This window comes from Nocardia sp. BMG111209, from assembly GCF_000381925.1.
Lineage (GTDB): Bacteria > Actinomycetota > Actinomycetes > Mycobacteriales > Mycobacteriaceae > Nocardia.
On the sequence record NZ_KB907310.1, the window covers coordinates 555,308 to 574,382 of the forward strand.

Annotated in this window: 16 protein-coding genes; 10 read left to right on the forward strand and 6 right to left on the reverse strand. The window is 69.2% G+C overall.

Annotated elements, in window-relative coordinates; all coding sequences use genetic code 11:
- Positions 1–91 precede the first annotated feature (91 nt).
- Entirely contained in the window at positions 92–1,891 is a 1,800-nt protein-coding gene (locus G361_RS0140570) for an ABC-F family ATP-binding cassette domain-containing protein (RefSeq protein WP_019932886.1), read from the forward strand.
- Between the two features lie 511 nt (positions 1,892–2,402).
- Here the strand turns inward: G361_RS0140570 and G361_RS0140575 are convergent.
- Both G361_RS0140575 and G361_RS0140580 read right to left on the reverse strand, forming a co-directional pair.
- Positions 2,403–3,215: an Abi-alpha family protein gene (locus G361_RS0140575; protein WP_081635799.1), complete on the reverse strand. Its 813-nt coding sequence runs from the start codon at positions 3,213–3,215 to the stop codon at positions 2,403–2,405.
- Positions 3,206–4,525, reverse strand: coding sequence for a hypothetical protein (locus tag G361_RS0140580; protein ID WP_052173042.1), 1,320 nt, complete (start codon positions 4,523–4,525; stop codon positions 3,206–3,208). Before G361_RS0140580 ends, G361_RS0140575 begins: the two co-directional genes overlap by 10 nt.
- Before the next feature lie 287 nt (positions 4,526–4,812).
- On the opposite strand from G361_RS0140580, the gene G361_RS51360 reads away from it, so the two are divergent.
- Both G361_RS51360 and G361_RS0140590 read left to right on the forward strand, forming a co-directional pair.
- Positions 4,813–5,691: an Abi-alpha family protein gene (locus tag G361_RS51360; protein WP_231387251.1), complete on the forward strand. Its 879-nt coding sequence runs from the start codon at positions 4,813–4,815 to the stop codon at positions 5,689–5,691.
- A gap of 113 nt (positions 5,692–5,804) precedes the next feature.
- Positions 5,805–6,314 (forward strand): nuclear transport factor 2 family protein, encoded by a 510-nt coding sequence (locus G361_RS0140590; RefSeq protein WP_019932890.1) that lies wholly within the window; start codon positions 5,805–5,807, stop codon positions 6,312–6,314.
- Positions 6,315–6,345: 31 nt separating this feature from the next.
- Here G361_RS0140590 and G361_RS0140595 read toward each other — a convergent pair whose 3' ends face one another.
- Positions 6,346–7,998 carry a peptide chain release factor 3 gene (locus G361_RS0140595; protein ID WP_019932891.1) on the reverse strand — a complete coding sequence of 551 codons (1,653 nt, stop codon included), beginning with the start codon at positions 7,996–7,998 and terminating at the stop codon, positions 6,346–6,348.
- A gap of 80 nt (positions 7,999–8,078) precedes the next feature.
- Positions 8,079–8,321 (reverse strand): plastocyanin/azurin family copper-binding protein, encoded by a 243-nt coding sequence (locus G361_RS52005; protein ID WP_019932892.1) that lies wholly within the window; start codon positions 8,319–8,321, stop codon positions 8,079–8,081.
- Between the two features lie 976 nt (positions 8,322–9,297).
- Between G361_RS52005 and G361_RS0140605 the strand changes: the two genes are divergently transcribed.
- The 7 genes from G361_RS0140605 to tsaD all read left to right on the forward strand — a co-directional run bounded on the left by G361_RS0140605 (position 9,298) and on the right by tsaD (position 15,955).
- A complete protein-coding gene (locus G361_RS0140605; RefSeq protein WP_026344115.1) occupies positions 9,298–10,737 on the forward strand; it encodes an NAD(P)H-hydrate dehydratase in 1,440 nt (479 codons plus the stop codon).
- A 216-nt stretch (positions 10,738–10,953) separates the two neighbouring features.
- A complete protein-coding gene (gene alr / locus G361_RS0140610) occupies positions 10,954–12,108 on the forward strand; it encodes an alanine racemase (RefSeq protein WP_231387252.1) in 1,155 nt (384 codons plus the stop codon).
- Positions 12,105–13,202 carry an alpha/beta fold hydrolase gene (locus tag G361_RS0140615; RefSeq protein WP_019932895.1) on the forward strand — a complete coding sequence of 366 codons (1,098 nt, stop codon included), beginning with the start codon at positions 12,105–12,107 and terminating at the stop codon, positions 13,200–13,202. Before alr ends, G361_RS0140615 begins: the two co-directional genes overlap by 4 nt.
- Complete coding sequence (gene tsaE, locus G361_RS0140620; RefSeq protein ID WP_155982068.1) at positions 13,195–13,641, forward strand: tRNA (adenosine(37)-N6)-threonylcarbamoyltransferase complex ATPase subunit type 1 TsaE; 447 nt, start codon at positions 13,195–13,197, stop codon at positions 13,639–13,641. The genes G361_RS0140615 and tsaE overlap by 8 nt, the downstream gene beginning before the upstream one ends.
- A gap of 54 nt (positions 13,642–13,695) precedes the next feature.
- Positions 13,696–14,412: a tRNA (adenosine(37)-N6)-threonylcarbamoyltransferase complex dimerization subunit type 1 TsaB gene (gene tsaB / locus G361_RS0140625; protein ID WP_026344118.1), complete on the forward strand. Its 717-nt coding sequence runs from the start codon at positions 13,696–13,698 to the stop codon at positions 14,410–14,412.
- Positions 14,409–14,927: a ribosomal protein S18-alanine N-acetyltransferase gene (gene rimI, locus G361_RS0140630; RefSeq protein ID WP_019932898.1), complete on the forward strand. Its 519-nt coding sequence runs from the start codon at positions 14,409–14,411 to the stop codon at positions 14,925–14,927. The genes tsaB and rimI overlap by 4 nt, the downstream gene beginning before the upstream one ends.
- The gene (gene tsaD, locus G361_RS0140635; protein ID WP_019932899.1) at positions 14,924–15,955 is read left to right on the forward strand and encodes a tRNA (adenosine(37)-N6)-threonylcarbamoyltransferase complex transferase subunit TsaD; all 1,032 of its coding nucleotides are present in this window, start codon (positions 14,924–14,926) and stop codon (positions 15,953–15,955) included. Before rimI ends, tsaD begins: the two co-directional genes overlap by 4 nt.
- Before the next feature lies 1 nt (position 15,956).
- On the opposite strand, the gene G361_RS0140640 is transcribed toward tsaD, so the two are convergent.
- The gene (locus tag G361_RS0140640) at positions 15,957–17,156 is read right to left on the reverse strand and encodes a Dyp-type peroxidase (RefSeq protein ID WP_019932900.1); all 1,200 of its coding nucleotides are present in this window, start codon (positions 17,154–17,156) and stop codon (positions 15,957–15,959) included.
- A 304-nt stretch (positions 17,157–17,460) separates the two neighbouring features.
- Positions 17,461–18,921 carry an Hsp70 family protein gene (locus G361_RS46420; RefSeq protein ID WP_052173017.1) on the reverse strand — a complete coding sequence of 487 codons (1,461 nt, stop codon included), beginning with the start codon at positions 18,919–18,921 and terminating at the stop codon, positions 17,461–17,463.
- Positions 18,922–19,075: the final 154 nt, after the last annotated feature.

A 19,075-nucleotide genomic window follows, 5' to 3' on the forward strand; every position in this document is an offset into this window, starting at 1 on the left:
TCCCGCCCGGCGAGAGCGCCCGGCCGCGACAGGCCGATCGGCGCGCGGACCGGAGCGTATCGAGCACAAGAGAGGCGGCAGACGGCGCGTTATGGCGAACCTGGTCAATCTGGAACAGGTACACAAGAGCTTCGGTATCACGCCGCTGCTGGACGACGTCTCGCTCGGTGTGCAGGAGGGGGAGCGAATCGGCGTCGTAGGCCTCAACGGTGGCGGTAAGACCACCCTGCTCGAGGTGCTGACCGGGATCGAACAACCCGATTCCGGCCGGGTGAGCCGCCGCGGTGGCCTCCGGATGGCGGTGGTCACCCAGCGTGGTGTGCTGCCCGAGGGCGCCATGGTCGGCGAGGTGGTCCTCGCGGGCCTGGCCGCGGATCGGCACGCCGGCGAAGCGCTCACCCCCGACGTCGCCGAGCACGAGTGGGCCGCGAACCCCCGCATCCGCGGCGTGCTGGAAGGAATCGGCATAGCCGGACTGGGCATGGACACGCCGGTCGCCAACCTCTCCGGCGGTGAGCGCCGCCGAGTGGCGCTGGCCGCGGCCCTGGTCCGAGACCTGGACCTGCTGGTCCTGGACGAGCCCACGAACCATCTGGACGTCGAAGGCGTGCAATGGCTGGCCGCCCATCTGCTGTCGCGCCGCAGCGCACTGGTGGTGGTCACCCACGATCGCTGGTTCCTCGACACCGTCGCCACCCGCACCTGGGAGGTGGTCGGCGGCGCGGTCGAGAGTTACGAGGGCGGCTACAACGACTGGATCTTCGCGCGCGCCGAACGGTCCCGCCAGGCCGACGCCACCGAGGCCCGCCGCCGCAACCTGGCCCGCAAGGAACTGGCCTGGCTGCGCCGCGGCCCGCAGGCCCGCACCTCGAAACCGCGCTACCGCGTCGAGGCCGCCGAGGCCCTGATCGCCGACGTCCCGGAGCCACGCGACAGCGTGTCCCTGGCCTCGTTCGCCCGCAAACGCCTGGGCCGCGTAGTGGTCGAACTGGAAGATGTCACCCTCGAAACCCCCGACCACCGGGAGTTGGTCCGCGATCTCACCTGGCGCCTGGCCCCCGGCGAACGCGTAGGCCTGGTCGGCGTGAACGGTTCCGGCAAGACCACCCTGCTACGCGCACTGGCCGGTGACGCAAACCCGGCTGCGGGCAAACGAATCCAGGGCCAAACGGTCCGAATCGGCTGGCTGCGCCAGGAACTCGACGATCTTCCCACCGATATGCGTGTGCTGCAAGCGGTCTCGGACGTCGCCGAGCGAATGATGCTGGGCGACCGGGAGATCAGCGCCGGCCAACTGGCCGAGCGCCTGGGCTTCACCCCCGCCAAACAGCGCACCCCAGTAGGCGACCTGTCCGGCGGCGAGCGCCGCCGCCTCCAACTGACCCGAATCCTGATGGCCGAGCCGAACGTCCTGCTACTGGACGAACCCACCAACGACCTGGACATAGACACCCTGCAACAACTGGAGGATCTGCTCGACGGCTGGCCCGGCACCCTGGTGGTGATCAGCCACGACCGCTACCTGATCGAGCGCATCTGCGACTCCACCTGGGCCCTGTTCGGCGACGGCAACCTCACCAACCTCCCCGGCGGCATAGCGGAATACCTGCGCAAACGAGCCACCCAGGCCGAGCCCACCCGCCGCCCCACCCCCGAGCCAAACACCACCACAGACTCCGCCACCTACCGAGCCGCCCGCAAAGAACTCACCAAACTGGAACGCGCCCTGGAGAAGTTGACCGAACGCGAAGGAAAACTGCACGCCGCCCTGGCAGAAGCAGTAACCGCCCCAGACAAGTTGATCACCCTGGGCACCGAACTGAAACAGGTCCAAGCGGAAAAGGAATCCACAGAAGAACGCTGGCTGGAACTGGCCGAACAAGTAGGTTGACACGTCCCGGCCCACCGGCCCCAGTCACCGATCCGCGGCGTAACGCTGGTGTTCGCTGCCCGCCTCGGTCACTGATCCGCAGCTGAACACGCCTGGTCGTGGCCCGGCTAACCCCGCCCCGGTCACCAATTCGCAGGTGTAGCACTCCTGTTCCCGGCCGGGCTCGACCTGGTCACCGATCCGCAGGCTGAGTACGCCTGTTTGTGCCCCCGCACACCCCGGTCCCGGTCACCAATACGCAGGCGTAACACTCCTGTTCGCGGCCCGGCCCGATCCTGGACTGACGGAGGCGGGGGAGCGAAGCGGAGGAGCCGGAGGAGGGAAGGATCGGGCCCGGAGGGCCGCGAACCCGCCGGAGCGAAGCGGAGGCCAAAAACACAGCCTGTCACCACCAAGCAGGCCCAACACCGCGTCCCCAGCCACAGCCCAACCCGCCCCTACACCCCAGCGCCGGTGAGCGATACAAAAACCGACCAGCACCGCCCGCGAACCCGCCAACACAACCGCGAAACTACGGTACCGGCAGACACCGCCGCACGAAATCCCTACCGAAGGTCGTAAGGATGACACTCCGATACCTCACCTTGGTCCCGAAACCATTCTGCTGCAACACCTTCCGAACCTCCGGCTGAGACTCCAGCAACTGGTACCGAGTCGGATCATCCAAAGGATCCGGCGCCACAGTGATCAGCCCCAACCGACCGAGATTGGTGAGATAAGGATCAACCCGCTCAGGCTGCGACAACGCCGCATCAACGCCGATCAGGGTAAATCCGAACTCCCCCCGCGACATCCCGCCCCGCAGCGGCCGCCGCGTACGAATATCCAACGACGGCTGAGCCCCGTCCAGGTACAACAACCGCAATACCCGAGCCTCATCCGGCGTGAGTTCCGTGAGCATCCGCGCATACGCCGGATGCTCCTCGTCCGGATCCGTATCCACCCGAGCCGAAAGCCGCAACAGCTCAGCCCCCTGCTGCCGCAACGTCGGCGCCTCCGGCAATGCCGCACGATGCGGTGCAATAGACACCCCCAACGCCCGCCGCACCGAATCCCGCAGCTGCTCACCGGCTTCCGACAGCACCTCACGCGGCGGCTGCCCAGCGATACTGCCGCGCAACACAGTTCCGGTAACTCCCAACGCGGTCCCGACACCCCACCCAGCCGCCTCGGTCACCGCCGACACCGCCACCTGCACGATGCCCGCAGCAGCCCGCACCGGATTTCCGGTTGCGGGAGAACGACTCTCGGTGCGTCGAGCGGGAGTCCGAGCAGGCCCGGCCACCTCGGCCGGTTCCCCGGAATCCGCCTCGGTCACGGCCATGGCGCCACTCCTGTTCCGAAGATCAGGATATGAGCGTAACCGGCCATCAGCCCGAGCACACCGCCATGGACGAACAAGAGCCACTCGTCCTGTTTGATCGCCGACCGCAGCATCTCCACGAAGTCCGGCGGGGACAACGCCGCCATCTGCCGCGCGATGAACTGACTGACCTGAACACTCTGCCGAGCGTTGAACGCCGGATCGGCAAACGCCACCGGCGCCAGATTCTTCGCCCGGTCGGCGAAACTGTTCTGCAGAGTCTCGTACTCCCGGTTACCGAGCATCAGCCGCAGCGGCCCGCGCGCGATGCCCAGCGCCCGATCGGTGGCCGGCCGCAGCGTATCCTCCAGAATCTGCATGGTGCGATCCGACCGCGGCCCCTCCAGCAGTTCGGTACCCACATTGGCAATGGTGACGATCTGCGTAGCCACCAGTTCCGCGTACCCCTCGGTGATCTCCGGCTGCCGCTTGATCAACAGACCCTGCCGCCACGGGCACCACCACTTCGGATAGGCCGGCGCGAAGATCAGATTGAGCCCGAACCAGTTGACCACCCAGCCGATGATCACCCCGCCGATCGGCAGCACCACCAGCGCCGACCACCCGGTCAGATGCAGCACCAGCACCAGCAGCAGACCCATCGGCGCACCGAAGTAGAAGCCGAAGTTCTGCATGAACCGCAGTTCCTTCGCACCCAGCACCTGGAACACCGTGTTCACCATCTGCGGCCGGGACTGGAAGTACCGGATCACCATCTGCTTGACATCGAGCAACTGCTCGATATTGCTGCCGAGTTCCACGGTGAGCTCGCGCAATACGTCGGGCAGTTGCTGACGGACCCGCTCGTGCACCATCTCCCGCACCGGCGAGGGCAGGTTGTACCAGAGCTGCGGATGTTCCCGGCGGGCGATCTCCTCGACGATGTCGCGGATCTGCTCCTGCGCGATTTCCGTCAGATGTTCGGCCAGCGCGTCCGGTTCGAGTTCCCGGTAGAAGTCGGCGACGCTGCCCAGTTTCGACAGGCCCTTGTCGACCGCGATCGACGCCATCTTGTCCGCGCGCGACGGTACGATGCCCTGCCAGCCGATCCGGCCGTCGTACTGCAACAGCGGCAGTACCTGGATTCGTTTGGGCAGAAACGGGAACAACGATCGAAGACCGAGCAACTTGACGCCGTGGAAGTGCAGCGGCCGGAACAACATCAGCACACCGGTCCAGTTGGTGATGTAGCCGATGATCCCGGTGAACAACGGGATGGTGATCAACTCCAGCCACCAGGTCGGGTGGATATGAAAAACATTGTCCAGCACGACACCCTCCTGCCCGACCAACCGGTAACCCGCCGCCGCCACCGGCACCTCAACGTACCCGCCGGGAAGCTGGACCTTACTGTGAACCGGGCCGATAGGTCCACTTCCGCGCTGCCAGCGTGTGGCGCGGGCACAGTGGCGGATCCGCGCACGCGGAGTGGGAGACTTCGGTCACACCGGACCGGCGCAACACGGCCGGGCACATCCGGTGGGGAAGAATGGCCGGTGATTCCAGGCCATATGTGGGCAGACACATTCGTTCATCTGGTGATATTCGGAGAGGATCTGTGACAGACGACAGGACCGGACGGGAGATGGTCCGCCCCGGTTCCCGTGCCGTGGAACGCAGTTCGGACGTGGAGCAGCGGCAGATCAGCAACGAGGCCCGGCTCATCCGCGGCGCGTTCCGGGCCGCGGGGCTCGCGGTCGGCACCGCCGTGCGCGGCGGGCAGTGGACCGTGGGCACCACCGTCGAGGCCACCAAGCAGCTCACCCAGGCCGTCATCGACGGCGACTCGTCCGCCGACCTCGCCGAACGTACCGGCGCCGCACTGCAGTCCATTGCGCGCAGCGTGCTCGGGGTCTCCGAGGGTTCGGTGCGGGAGATCGTCAGTTACGTCCCGGCGAGCAACGGCGGCAGTGGTCAGCAGACCGTCGGCAACGGATACATCCGCTCCGCCTCGCTGGACGATCTGCGCCGCCGCGGCGATGCGCTGCTGGCCCGCTCGGCGGATGTCTACTTCACCGAGGATGTCCACCCCGCCTACGACCGCATCCTGGACCAGATCGCCCCCGACGAGGCGCGGATCCTGCGGTTCATGGCGCTCAGCGGTCCGCAGCCGGCCGTCGACGTACGGACCAACCGCCCCTTGGGGATCGGCTCGGAACTGGTGACCGGCGATCTGACCTCGGTGCCGGAGCAGGCCGGGGTGCGCTACCCGGATCGCGCCCGGCTGTACCTGATCAACCTGAACCGGCTGGGGTTGCTGGTCACCTCGCAGGATCCGGTGTTGTTGAGCCGCTACATGGTGCTGGAGGTGCAGCCGGTGGTCGAGGCGGCGCTGAAGCAGGCCGGCCGCGCGCCCAAGATCGTGCGAAAAAGTTTGCGACTGACCGAATTCGGCGACGACTTCTGCAAGACCTGCTTCTCCATCAACGGTTCCTAGCAGGGCGATTCCAGGCCGACGGGACGGGTCGCGGAGGTTACCGCGCCGATAGCAGTTCGATACAAATTCGCCGATCGGCGCTGATCCGCGGATTTCGATGGGATTGTGGAGGTATGGACTCCGATGCCGTCGCCGCGATCAGCCGGCTGAAGTTCCGGTATCTGCGGTCCCTCGACACCAAGTCGTGGGACGAGTTCGCGGACACCATGATTCCCGAAGTCACCGCGACCTACAGTGAATATCTCCAGTTCGAGTCGCGGGACGCGTTCATGGCGTTCATGCGAAACACTCTCGGCCCACATGTGGTGACGGAGCATCGCTGCGATCATCCGGAGATCGATATCGACGGCGATACCGCCACGGGCACCTGGTATCTCGCCGATACGGTCCTGATCCCGGGCCACAACATGCTGTTGCACGGCGCCGCCTTCTACACCGACCGCTACGTCCTCTGCGACGACGGCCGCTGGCGGATCGCGCACACCGGTTACGAGCGCACCTACGAGGTGGTGCTGTCGCTGTCGGATCTGCCCAGTCTCCGACTGACTTCGAGCCGCTGGGGGCTGCTGGCCCGCGAACCCGGCATGACCACCGACGACGACGCCACGGGCACGATGGGGTGAGTCGGCTTCCGGAATCCGTTGTCGCGGACCGTCAATCGGCGGTCGCTACCAGGGGTTCCAGAGTCAGGGTCGGCATTTCCTTCTGGATGTACTGCAGCCGCCACCGGTCGCCGAACAGTGCGAGCACCACGCCGTCGGTGCGGGTGAAGACCTCGACGCCGCGCTGCCGGTCCAGTTCCGGCGCGGAGGCGGCGTCGGTGCGGCGGGCCAGCTGATACGGCAGGAAGTCCAGGTGCGTCTCGACGTTGAACTCGGTCAGCATGCGCGCGGTGACCACCTCGAACTGCATGGGGCCGACCGCGGCCAGTACCGGCGAGGCGTCGCCGCGAGTGTCGTTGCGCAGCACCTGCACCACGCCCTCGGAGTCCAGTTGGTCGATGGCCTTGCGGAACTGCTTGTACTTGCCCGCGGTCTGGGCGCGCAGGGTCGCGAAATGTTCCGGCGCGAAGGAGGGGATCGGGGGGAATTCGACCTTCTTGTCCGAGAACAGCGTGTGCCCCGGCGCCAGCGCGGTCGCGTTCACCAGACCGACGATATCGCCGGGGTAGGCGGTGTCGACCGTGGTGCGATCGCGGCCGAAGACGGTCAGCGCGTATTTGGTGGCGAAGGGGCGGCCGGTCTGTGCGTGGGTGACGACCATGCCGCGTTCGAACTCGCCGGAGACGATGCGCATGAACGCCAGGCGGTCGCGGTGCGCGGCGTCCATGCCGGCCTGGACCTTGAAGATGACCGCGCTGAACGGGTCGGCGGGGATGCGTGGTGTGCCTGCGAGATCCGCGCGAGGGCCGGGGGGCGGGGCCAGTTCGATCAGGGTCTCGAGCAGTTGGCGCACACCGAAGTTCAGCATCGCGGAGGCGTAGATGACCGGGGAGGTCTGGCCGGCGAGGAACAGTTCCTGATCGTGGTCCTGTCCGGCGGCCGACAGTAGTTCGCTCTCCTCGGCTGCGGTGGTCCAGGCGTCGCCCTCTTGGGCTGCGGCCTGTTCGGGGGTGTGGTGCTCCTCGGGTGCGATGGTCGCGCCGCCGGCGGTGCGGGTGAAGTGGATGTATTCGGCTGGGGCGCCTTCGGATTCGGCGGGGCCGCGGCGTAGCAGGCCGCGGAAGTCGCCTGCGATGCCTACCGGGAGGAACAGGGGTGTCGGGGTGAGGCCGATTCGGTCGAGGATCTCGTCCAGGAGTTCCAGCGGGGCGCGGCCGGGGCGGTCCCACTTGTTGATCACGGTGATGACGGGGATGCCTCGGTCGCGGGCCACCTGGAACAGCTTCAGGGTTTGGGGTTCGAGGCCCTTGGCGGCGTCGATCAGCATGACTGCGGCGTCGACTGCGGTCAGCACTCGGTAGGTATCTTCGGAGAAGTCGGAGTGGCCGGGGGTGTCCACCAGGTTGATCACGCAGTCGCCGTATTCGAACTGGAGTGCGGTGGAGCTTACCGAGATGCCTCGGGCCTTTTCCATCTCCATCCAGTCGGAGACTGTCGACTTGCGGCCGGCTTTGCCGTGGATCGCGCCTGCTTCGGAGATGACCTTCGCGTGTAGGGCCAGGGCCTCGGTGAGGGTGGATTTACCGGCGTCGGGGTGGGAGATCACCGCGAACGTGCGCCGGCGGGCGACCTCTTCGGCCAGTCGTCCGCCTCCGGGTGTACCGGCGCGGACGCTGGCCTCGATACCGGCAGACGGGGAATTCACGGACGGCTCCTGGAGTGCGGGGGGTGCAGGCGACAGCCGGTCCAGGGTACTCGACGGGGGCTGTTGAGCCGTTGGGCGGGTTATTGGACGGTGACTGTGCCGCGCATGTCCGGGTGTAGGGGGCAGAGGTAGCGGTAGGTGCCTGCGATGGGGAAGGTGTAGCTCCATTCGCCCTTGGTGAAGATCGGGCTGTTGATGCCCATTGCGGCGTCGCCTATGCCTTGTACTGCGTGGGGTACTCGGTCGGCGAACTTCCAGGTCACGGTGTCGCCGGGTTTGACTGTGAGGGTGGTGGGGGTGAACTTCATGTCCTTCACGTCCACGGTGACGGTTGTGGCGTGGGGGGTGTTGGGTGTTGGGGATGGGGTGGACTGGGGCGAGGTGGCGGCGGGGGGTGGGGGTGTTGGTGCGGAACTTGTTGTGCTCGAACCGCATCCGCTGAGGGCCAGCGCGAGTGCTAGCAGGCCGGCGGCTGGTCCGCCGGGGGCGGGCAGTCGGTGATGGGGTGCGAGATTCATGGGGGTGAGCGTAGTGGGAGGGGTGTTGGGGGGCGGGTTTGCTTCGGGAGGGTGGGCTTTTGGCTCGGTTGTGCTTTGCTCTGGGTCGCTTGCGGGCCCGTCGGTCCGGGATCGAGGTGAGGTGGCGGGCTGAATGTTGGGCCTGCTTGGTGGTGACAGGCTGTGTTTTGGCCTCCGCTTCGCTCCGGCGGGTTCGCGGCCCTCCGGGCCCGATCCTTCCCTCCTCCGGCTCCTCCGCTTCGCTCCCCCGCCTCCGTCAGTCCAGGATCGGGCCGGGCCGCGAACAGGAGCGTTACGCCTGCGTATTGGTGACCGGCCCGGGTGTGCGGGGGCACGAAAGGCGCGTTCAGCCTGCGGATCGGTGACCGGGGCGGGCCGCGCGAGTTGGCGACTGCTCGGGACCTGCGAATCGGTAACTGGCTTGGGACTGGGGGATCGGTGATCGGCTTGAGGGCCTGCGAGTCGGTGACCGGCTCGGGGCCGGGATCGGTGACCGACTCGGGCTCGCGAATTGGTGATCGGCTCGGGACCTGTGAGTCGGTGACTGGCTCGGGGCCGGGAATTGGTGACTGGGGTAGGTGACCGAGCATGGGTTGGGGGGTCGGTGACCGCGATCACCGGGCGTGCGATGCCCCGGCGACCACGAGGCCAGGATCTGTAATCACTCGTTCGGGGCTTGATCGCTTGCTCGGGACCTGCGAATCGGTGGGCGGGTTGGGGTGGGGTGGGGCGTAGTCTGCGGGGGTTGCCGTTCGGGCGTGTGAGCGTCTAGGGAGTGCGAATGACATCGGTACGTGGGTATTTCAGCGTCGATGAGGTGCGGGCCGCTGAGGCGGAACTGTTCACCCGGGTCGCGGACGGGGTGCCTATGCGGCGGGCCGCTTATGGGTTGGCCGAGGTGGTGGCTGCCGAACTGCGGGGGCGGACCGGGGGGGTGGTCGGGCGGTCGGTGACGTTGTTGGTCGGGTCGGGGGACAACGGGGGGGATGCGTTGTTTGCGGGATCCATGCTGCGGCGGCGGGGGGTGGCGGTGTCGGCCGTGTTGTTGTCGCCGGAGCGGGTGCATGTGAATGGGCTCGCGGCGTTTCGGCGGACCGGTGGGCGGGTTCGGGACGATCTCGGGATGCCGGATCTGGTGGTCGATGGCATCGTGGGGATCTCCGGGCGGGGGGCGTTGCGGCCGCGGGCCGCGGAACTTGTTGCGGCGGTGGAGGTTCCGATCATCGCTGTGGATCTGCCCAGTGGGGTCGACCCGGATACCGGTGCGGTGGTGGGGCCGGCGGTGCAGGCGGATGTCACCGTTACTTTCGGGGCTCGCAAGCCTTTGCATGCGCTTGCCGCGTCGCGGTGTGGGCGGATCGAACTGGTGCCGATCGGGCTGCGGCTGCCGGAGGCTTCGCTGGTGGCGCTGGATCCGGCCGGAATCGGCGCGGATTGGCCGGTTCCCGGGCCCGCCGACGACAAGTACAGCCAGGGGGTGGTGGGTATCTGTGCCGGTAGTGCGGCCTATCCGGGGGCGGGGGTGTTGTGTACGGGGGCCGCGGTGGCGGCTACTTCGGGGATGGTTCGCTATGCCGGGACCGGTGCGGCGCAGGTGCTCGAGCATGCACCGGAGGTTGTTGCGGCCGAGACTGTCGCGAAATCCGGCCGGGTGCAGGCTTGGGTTTTCGGGCCGGGGGCGGGCACCGACGTCGGCGCGCGGGATCGCCTTGCCGAGATCCTCGCTACCGAGTTGCCTGTCCTTGTCGACGCCGATGGGCTTACCTTGCTCGCTGCGGAACCTCGATTGGTCACCGGGCGGCGTGCACCTACCGTGCTGACTCCGCATGGCGGTGAATTCGCGCGGCTGACCGGGCGCGAACCGGGGCCGGATCGGGTTGCGGCCGTTCGTGGGCTCGCCGAGGAGTGGCAGGTGACCGTGTTGTTGAAGGGGCGCGCCACTTTGGTGGCCGCTCCGGGGCGGCCGGTTCTGGTCAACGAGGCGGGGGGCTCGTGGGCCGCGACCGCCGGTGCGGGTGATGTCCTCGCCGGGATGCTCGGCGCTCTGCTCGCGGCGGGCCGCGATCCGGCCTGGGCCGCGGCGGCCGCTGCTCGGGTGCACGCTCTGGCTGCCAATCTCGCTGCTCATGCGCACGACGGCAGTGCTCCGATCTCGGCCACTCCGCTGCTTCGTCACATTCGGCCCGCGATCGCCACCCTCCGTGCTCAGACGGACGCTTGAATCCTTTCGCGCATCTGGTGGGTTGTTGTCCATCACGTCGCTCGGCGGGTATCTCGATCGGGTGGAAGGTGATGGAATCTGCGCGGTGGGCCGGGGCGCACGAGTTGTGTGCGGGCCGGTCGAGAGGCGGTCTCGGGTGTGGTCGGGGCGACGCGTTATCGGACGCATTTCGAGGTGTCCGGCGTGTTGCGGCGGGTCCCTGGCAGGATCGGTGTCGTGAGCACTCCGGATCCACAGGTGGAGATCGTCGTCGACCTGGACGCCATCGCGCACAATGTGCGGGTGTTGCGGGCGCACGCCGGTGATGCCGCGGTGATGGTGGTCGTGAAGGCCGACGGGTACAACCACGGCGCGCTGCGGGTGGCGGAGGCGGCGCTGGCGGCGGGTGCTGCGGCGCTGGGGGTCACCACGGTGGCCGAGGCGCTGTTGCTGCGCGACGGTGGTATCACTGCGCCGATTCTGTGCTGGTTGAACACCTCGGACAGCGACTATGGCGCGGCCGTGGCCGCCGATGTCGAGATCGGTATCGCCTCGGTGGCGCATCTCGAAGCGGTGGCGCGGGCCGCTCGGGCGGTCGGGCGGCCGGCGGTCGTGACCGTCAAGGTCGATACCGGGCTGAATCGCAACGGTGTGCCTGCTGCGGAGCTGCCCGAGGTCTTCGCGTTGCTCGGTGAACTGGTCGCGGCGGGTACGGTTCGGTTCCGGGCGGTGTTCTCGCATCTCGCGCATGCCGACGAGCCTCGGCATCCGATGCTGGACACCCAGCGTGAGCGGTTCGTCGAGGCGCTGGCGCTGGCGAAGGAATACGGGCTGCAGCCCGAACTGGCGCATCTGGCCAATTCGGCGGCCACGCTGACGCGACCGGATCTGGCCTTCGACATGGTGCGGCCCGGTATCGCGGTGTACGGGCTGTCGCCGATTCCGGAGCTGTCCGATTTCGGGCTGCTGCCGGCCATGACATTCCGGGCCCGGGTGGCGCTGGTCAAACCGGTCGCGCGGGGTGAGGGTGTCTCGTACGGTCATGAGTGGGTGGCGCCGGGTGACACTACGGTCGCACTGATTCCGGCGGGTTATGCGGACGGGGTGCCGCGTGCGCTGGGTGGCCGGATCATGGTGCGGATCGGCGGGGCGGCCTATCCCGCCGTGGGGCGGGTGTGTATGGATCAGTTGGTGGTCGATCTGGGCGGCAATGCCGCCGGGGTGGCCGAGGGTGATGCCGCGGTGCTGTTCGGCGGCGAGCCCGGCGATCCGCGCGCACAGCAGTGGGCCGATCTGCTGGGCACGATCAATTACGAGATCGCCTGCGCACCGCGCGGGCGTGCGGTACGCCGCTATCGAGGCGGCCGGAACGAGGCGGGGGGTGTGCGATGACCGGGACACCGCCGTCGCAGAGTGTGTGGACCACGGCGTTGCGCGGCGGCGCGGCGACCGCGGCGGTGCTGGGTGCGCTGGCCGGGGCGCACGCGCTGCGCCGGGTGGGGGCCAGCGTGTGGTGGCCCGCCAATCGTGACGAGTTGCGCGACGAGGACTTCCTGCTGCTGGACCGCGATCCCGCCGACACCGTGGTCGCCGAGGACGGCGTGCGGCTGGCGGTCCGGAGCTGCGGTCCGGAGAATGCCCCTGCCACAGCGATTTTCGTGCACGGCTTCTGCAACAGCATGGAGTCCTTCCACTTCCAGCGCCGTGATCTCGAAAGTCGTTGGGGCGCACAGGTTCGCCTGGTGTTCTACGACCAGCGCGGGCACGGCCGCTCCGGTATCCCGACCCCCGGCAGTTGTACCGTGCCGCAGCTCGGGCGGGATCTGCTCGCCGTGATCGAGCAGGTCGTGCCGGACGGTCCGCTGCTGCTGATCGGACATTCGATGGGCGGTATGGCACTGCTCGCCGCGGTCGCGCAGGCGCCGGACGCGGTGGTCGCCCGGGTGCGTGCGGTGGCGCTGCTGTCCACCGCGGCGGCCGAGGTGACCGCGACCGGTATGGGTCAGCTGCTGCGCAGTCCGGCGCTGGACGGGGTGCGGCTGGCCGCCCACCTCGCCCCGGCCCTGGTCCAGATGGGCCGGACCACCACCCGGCAGTTGCTGCGGCCGTTCCTGCACGTGAGCTCGTTCCACGGGGAGGTCAGCCCGACGCTGTCGCGGTTCACCACCTCGATGATCGACCGGGTGCCGACCGAGACCATGGTGGCCTTCTCCCGGGCCGTGGAGTTGCACGACGAGTCGGCGGCGCTGCCGCGGCTGGCGGCGCTGCCCGGACTGGTCCTCGCGGGGGCGCACGATCTGGTCATCCCGTTCGGCAACTCCCGTGCGCTGGCGCGGGATCTGCCGAACGCGGATCTGGTGCGGGTCACCGATGCCGCGCACATGGTCCACCTGCAGTACCCGGATCTGGTGAACGGAGGCCTGGACCGGCTCGCGGTGCGCGCGGGCCTGGTCGCGGCGGGGAAGGGTGTGGCGGTCCGTGGCTGACGAGCGCACGCTGCCGACGGTCGCGGACACCGAGGAGCTCGGCCGGGAACTGGCCGCCGACCTGACCGCCGGGGATCTGGTGATCCTGGACGGCCCGCTCGGGGCCGGGAAGACCGCGCTGACCCGGGGCATCGCCGCCGGGCTCGGGGTCCAGGGGCGGGTCAGCTCGCCGACGTTCATCATCGCCCGGCAGCATCGCGCCGGAACGCATCCGGGTGCGGTCGCGCTGGTGCACGTCGACGCCTACCGGCTCGGCGGCGACCTGGACGAGCTGGACGCCCTCGACCTGGACACCGACCTGGAGGACGCGGTCGTGGTGATCGAATGGGGTCTCGGGGTCGCCGAACATCTGACCGACCGGCATCTGCGGGTGCGGTTGCACCGGGCCGTGGATTCCGACGTCCGCACCGCCACCTGGGAGTGGGTCGGCGCGGCCTGACGGTGGTGTACGGCCGGTGGGACGGGGATGACGTACCGGTATCGTTGGGCCATCATGCTTGTACTCGCAGTCGACACCGCGACGCCTGCCGTGACGGCGGGTCTGGTGGAGTTGACGCACGCCCCGCACGCGGATCGGGAGCCGGCGCCGCAGGCCCGCACCCTGGCCGCCCGGGTCACCGTCGACGCGCGTGCCCACAACGAGGTGCTGACCCCGCAGATCCTGGACTGCTTCGAGACCGCCAGGGTCGCGCGCGCCGATCTCGACGCCGTCGTGGTCGGTATCGGCCCGGGACCGTTCACCGGCCTGCGCGTCGGCATGGCGACCGCCGCCGCCTTCGGTGACGCGCTCGGCCTGCCGGTGTACGGGGTGTGCAGCCTGGACGCGATCGCCGTCGACGCCTGGCGCGATGTGCGCCCCGCCACCACCGGCGACAGCGCCCCCGAGGCGACCGAACTGCTCGTGGTCACCGATGCCCGCCGCCGCGAGGTGTACTGGGCGCGATACCGGTCCGGCGGCGTGCGCGTCGCGGGACCGGAGGTGTGCCGCCCCGGCGATCTGGATCCCGGCCCGGCCACCGCGATCGCCGGCTCCGCCTCGCACGTCGACTTCTTCGATCTGCCGGTCCTGCCGGTGGAGACCCCGTCACCGTCCGGGCTGGTCCGCTGCGCCGCGACCCAACTGCTGGACCGCGCCGATCCGTCGCCGCTGGTGCCGCTGTATCTGCGCCGCCCGGACGCGGTCGAGCGCAGCTATCAGGCGATCCGATGACCAGCGGTCCGAGGGACGACACCACCGTGCGGATCGAACCGATGCGCCCGGCCGACATCGACCGCTGCGTGGAACTCGAGCAGGCGCTGTTCCCCGAGGACGATCCGTGGCCCGCGGCCGCGTTCCGGTCCGAGCTGAGCGGCTCGCACAACCGGTACGTGGTGGCCCGCGACGGCTTCGGCCGGATGGTCGGGTACGCGGGTATCTCGCTGCTCGGGACGCTCGACCATCCGGAGGCCGAGGTGCACACGATCGGGGTCGACCCGGCCTGTCATCGCGGCGGCGTCGGGACCCGGCTGCTGCGCGCGCTGCTGGCCGAGGCCGGGCTGCGCGGCGGGCCGGTGTTCCTCGAGGTGCGCACCGACAACACGCCGGCCATCTCGCTCTACGAGAAGCACGGTTTCCGGGTCGTCGGCCTGCGCAAGAACTACTACCTGCCCAGCGGCGCCGACGCCTACACGATGCTCCGTCCCGGACCGACCGGCGGGGACCAGCCGAACGAGGTGCTCGCATGATCGTCCTGGGAATCGAGAGCTCCTGCGACGAGACCGGCGTCGGCATCGTCCGCCGGCACGCCGACGGCACCTGCGAACTGCTCGCCGACGAGGTGGCCTCCAGCGTCGACCAGCACGCGCGCTTCGGCGGCGTGGTCCCGGAGATCGCGTCCCGCGCGCATCTGGAGGCGATCGTCCCGGCGATGCGGCGGGCACTGGCCGCCGCGGGGGTCGAACGGCCCGACGCGCTGGCGGTCACCATCGGTCCCGGCCTCGCCGGTGCGCTGCTGGTCGGGGTCGCGGCCGCGAAAGCCTATGCGGCGGCGTGGGACATCCCGCTGTACGCGCTGAACCATCTCGGCGGCCACGTCGCCGTCGACACCCTCGAACACGGGCCGATGCCGCCGTGCGTCGCGCTGCTGGTGTCCGGTGGGCACACCCACCTGCTGCAGGTCACGGATCTGGCCGAGCCGATCGTGGAGCTCGGCAGCACCGTCGACGACGCGGCCGGCGAGGCGTTCGACAAGGTGGCCCGGCTGCTCGGACTCGGCTACCCCGGCGGCCCGGCGCTGGATGCCGCTGCGGCACAAGGTGATCCGCACGCGATCGCCTTCCCGCGCGGGATGACCGGTCCGCGCGATCCGCGCTACGACTTCTCCTTCTCCGGGCTGAAGACCGCGGTCGCCCGCTACGTGGAGGCCGCCGGACGCGACGGCACCGAACTGCCGATCCCCGATATCGCGGCCTCCTTCCAGGAATCGGTCGCCGACGTGCTCACCATGAAGGCGATCCGCGCGACCGCCGACCTCGGTATCGACACCCTGGTACTCGGCGGCGGCGCCACCGCCAACACCCGCATCCGCTCGATGGCCGAACAGCGTTGTGCGGCAGCGGGTGTGCGGCTGCGCGTGCCGAAACCGCGGCTGTGCACCGACAACGGCGTCATGATCGCCACCCTCGGCGCGCACGTCATCGCGGGCGGCGCGAAACCGTCGGCCCTGACCGTGGCCACGGACCCCGGCCTCGCGGTGTCCACCAGCCAGCGGTAGGTCAGGTGACCAGCGCGCGGCCGTAGAAATCGGATTCGTCGCGCACGCCGGGCGGTACGAAGAAATAGCCGCCGCCGAAGGGCCGGATGTAGGCGGTGAGCGGTTCGTCGGTCAGCCGGCGCTGGATCGTCTCGAACTGCCGCTGTGGATCGTGCTGGTAGCACAGGAAGACCAGGCCCTGATCGAGGTTGCCCAGCTCGTCCACGCCCTGGTCGTAGTTGAAGGCGCGGCGCAGGATCCGGTTGTCCGCGGTATCCGGGGTGCGCGGGTTGGCGCGCCGGATGTGCGAGGTCAGCGGGGTGAGCACACCCTGGGGATCGTCGGCGTAGTCCGGTTCGTCGGTCTCCCGGTAGCCGTCGAGCGGAGCGCCGGTGTCGCGGTCGCGGCCGAGGATCCGTTCCTGCCCGGTGCGGTCGACCCGGTCCCAGGATTCCACCAGCATCCGGATCAACCGGATCACCAGATAGGTGCCGTCGGCGATCCACGCCGGACCCGGGACCTTCCCGGTCCAGATCAGCCGATCGTATTCGGCGGCACGGGGATTGACGGTCCCGTCCTTGAATCCGAGCAGGTTGCGCGGCGTCCCGTCCGGTCGCGGCGGACTGACGAAACCGTCGATCCGCCAGCGCGGCCGCAGCCCACCGAGCGTGGCGCGGCCGAGCTCACGCAGCGCGTGTACGCAGGTGTCGAGGTCGGGCGCGCTCAGTTGCACACTCAGGTCGCCGTGACACCACCCCGGGCGCAGCCGATCGTTCGGGAACGCCGGCATGGTCGTCAGTGCGGCCGGTCGCCGTCCGGACAACCCGAACCGCTCGAACAGCGAGGCTCCGAATCCCACCGTGACGGTCGGCGCCGAGGCGGGTCGATCCGGGCCCAGCAACCCGTCGTCCGACGGCGGCGTGGTGATATCGGGCGCGGCCCCGCAGGCCAGCCGGCGTGCCCGATCGGTCAGCGCGCGCAGCAATTCGACCAGTTCGGCCGGGGTCCGGACGGTGACGTCGAACGCGGTGAACACGGTGTGGCTGCCCGGTGCCGGCGATCGCTCGATACCGGCCTGGTGCACGCCGTGGAACGGCTGCGGCGCCGCGCTCAGGAAGGCCGTGCCGGGGTCGGCCGCCGAGGCGGCGGTGACGGCGCCGCCCACCCCGGCGACCACCGTGCCGCGCAGGAAGGCTCTCCGGTCGAAGGGGGGAATCACCACGACGCCTTCCGGCGGACACCGGCAACGGCGTGCGGGGCCGGACGTTGCGAACCTCCGGCGGAGGTGGCATCGGACGTGCGGTCACGGGCCGTGAGATCGATGGCCGCGGCGGCTGTCGATACGGCCGGCATCGAACACCTTCGCCTTGGAAAGCCCATGACCAGTTCAGCCTAGGGCGACCGATCGCGCCCGACGGCGGTGGCGGCCATATGTATGGCGAATGTTGACGTCGATGTGAGGCGCGGCGGCAGATGGCTCCCGACTCGATACCGTCCGCGGCACCGGCGGGCTCGCCGCCGCCGGGCTAACCGTGCCGGTGCAGCAGGAGGACGACGCCGTCGGCGTCGAGGTGGGCCGAGGCCGGCATCGAGGCGTGTTCCGGGTCGGACTCCGATTCCGGCTCCTGCGGCGGCGTGGTCGGCTCGGGCAGCAGGCGGGAGCGCGACGGTTCGACCGTGCCGCCCAGCAGCGGGCCCAGCAGGCGCGGCAGATCCGGCAGCGGGATCGGCGGCAGGTTCGGGTCGGGGCGCAGCTGCGGGCTGCCGGAGGGTTGCCCGGCGTAGGTGGTCGGCGCCGGATTGGCCGGTGCGACGGTGCCGCTGCGTCGATCCGGTTCGCGGGACTGGCCGATGCTGGTGGCCGTGGGAACGGCGGATCCCGCGGTGGTGGTCGGCAGCTGGGCGGTGTTGCTGGTGTTGGCCGGGGTGACGTCGTGGTTGGTCGGTACCAGTTCCTTCACGCCGTAGCCGACCACGAGGCCCACCACCACGACCGCGCCCGCCAGGGTGCCGATCAGCTTGGTGAAGGTGGCCGCCGGCGCGTCGCCACCCGATCCGGCCGCGGCGTGGTCGGGCTGCATCTCGTCGGCGACCAGCGCGGCGCCCTTGGCGATGACCGACTCCGGCTCCGGCAGGGTGGACACCGGCACGTCGAGCAGCCGGTTCAGCCCGGAGACGAGTGCGGGGATATTGGCCCCGCCGCCGATCACGATGACCGATTCGGGCCATTTCGGCGCCCGGGAGAACACCCCGCCCGCGAATCCGGCGGCCTCGCGCAGCAGATCGGCCACCAGCTCCTCGAAATCGGCGCGGGTGAGTTTCAGCGGCTGGCCGGCCACATGGTCGATGGTGACGGCCGGCGCGATGGACAGATGCTCCTTGGCCGCGCGGCTGCGGTTGATCAGCATCGCGCGGTTGGGCCGGGTGCCCCGGCGCAGGAAGTGACAGTCCAGCAGGTGCTGGTAGATCAGCTCGTCGACGGCGTTGCCGCTGATGGTGGTGCTGCGCTCGGTGCGCAGCACCTGCTCGTCGACCAGATCGGCGACCGTGATGGTCATACCGGTGGCGCCGAGGTCGACGACGGCGACGGTCCGGTACCGGTCCAGCAGACCGGTGTGGCGCAGATACGCCAGTGCCGCAGTGCTTTCCGAGATCAGTTTGACGTCGCGACGCTGCTTGCCGATGGCCGACCGGATCACCATCTCCTGCTCGCGGTCGCGATACGCGACGGCGATGGCGCCCGGCGGTTCGGCCGCCTCCGCGGGCGAGGTGCCGAGCCCGGTGGAGTGCACCGGATACGGGAAGTCGCGCGGTAGCTGGGTGGTCATCAGCTCGATCGAGGACGCCACCAGATCACCGAGGTCGGAATGCGCCATATCCGCCGAGACGACGCGGTAGTCGAAGCTCTGCGCACCGTGGGGCGCGGTCGCGACCAGGGCCGAGCACACGACCTCGTTGCCGGCGGAGATACCGAGGGATGTTCGCATGTTCACCTCCCTTCGTGCGGATGGTCACGGTGTTGCCGACCATCTCGAACGGACAGCGCGGGCGTCTCGCGGGGTTGGCAATGAGCCCGGGCACCGGATCCGGCTGAGCCCTCGTCCGTTCGGGTGTCGGGACCAGCCACGATCACTTGCGTCT

Coding starts and splice junctions, on each gene's coding strand:
- G361_RS46420 (WP_052173017.1), bottom strand. CDS start 18,921: ATGCGAACATCCCTCGGTATCTCCGCCGGCAACGAGGTCGTGTGCTCG.
- G361_RS0140590 (WP_019932890.1), top strand. CDS start 5,805: ATGGACTCCGATGCCGTCGCCGCGATCAGCCGGCTGAAGTTCCGGTAT.
- tsaB (WP_026344118.1), top strand. CDS start 13,696: ATGCTTGTACTCGCAGTCGACACCGCGACGCCTGCCGTGACGGCGGGT.
- tsaD (WP_019932899.1), top strand. CDS start 14,924: ATGATCGTCCTGGGAATCGAGAGCTCCTGCGACGAGACCGGCGTCGGC.
- rimI (WP_019932898.1), top strand. CDS start 14,409: ATGACCAGCGGTCCGAGGGACGACACCACCGTGCGGATCGAACCGATG.
- G361_RS0140570 (WP_019932886.1), top strand. CDS start 92: ATGGCGAACCTGGTCAATCTGGAACAGGTACACAAGAGCTTCGGTATC.
- G361_RS0140605 (WP_026344115.1), top strand. CDS start 9,298: ATGACATCGGTACGTGGGTATTTCAGCGTCGATGAGGTGCGGGCCGCT.
- G361_RS0140615 (WP_019932895.1), top strand. CDS start 12,105: ATGACCGGGACACCGCCGTCGCAGAGTGTGTGGACCACGGCGTTGCGC.
- G361_RS0140575 (WP_081635799.1), bottom strand. CDS start 3,215: ATGGCCGTGACCGAGGCGGATTCCGGGGAACCGGCCGAGGTGGCCGGG.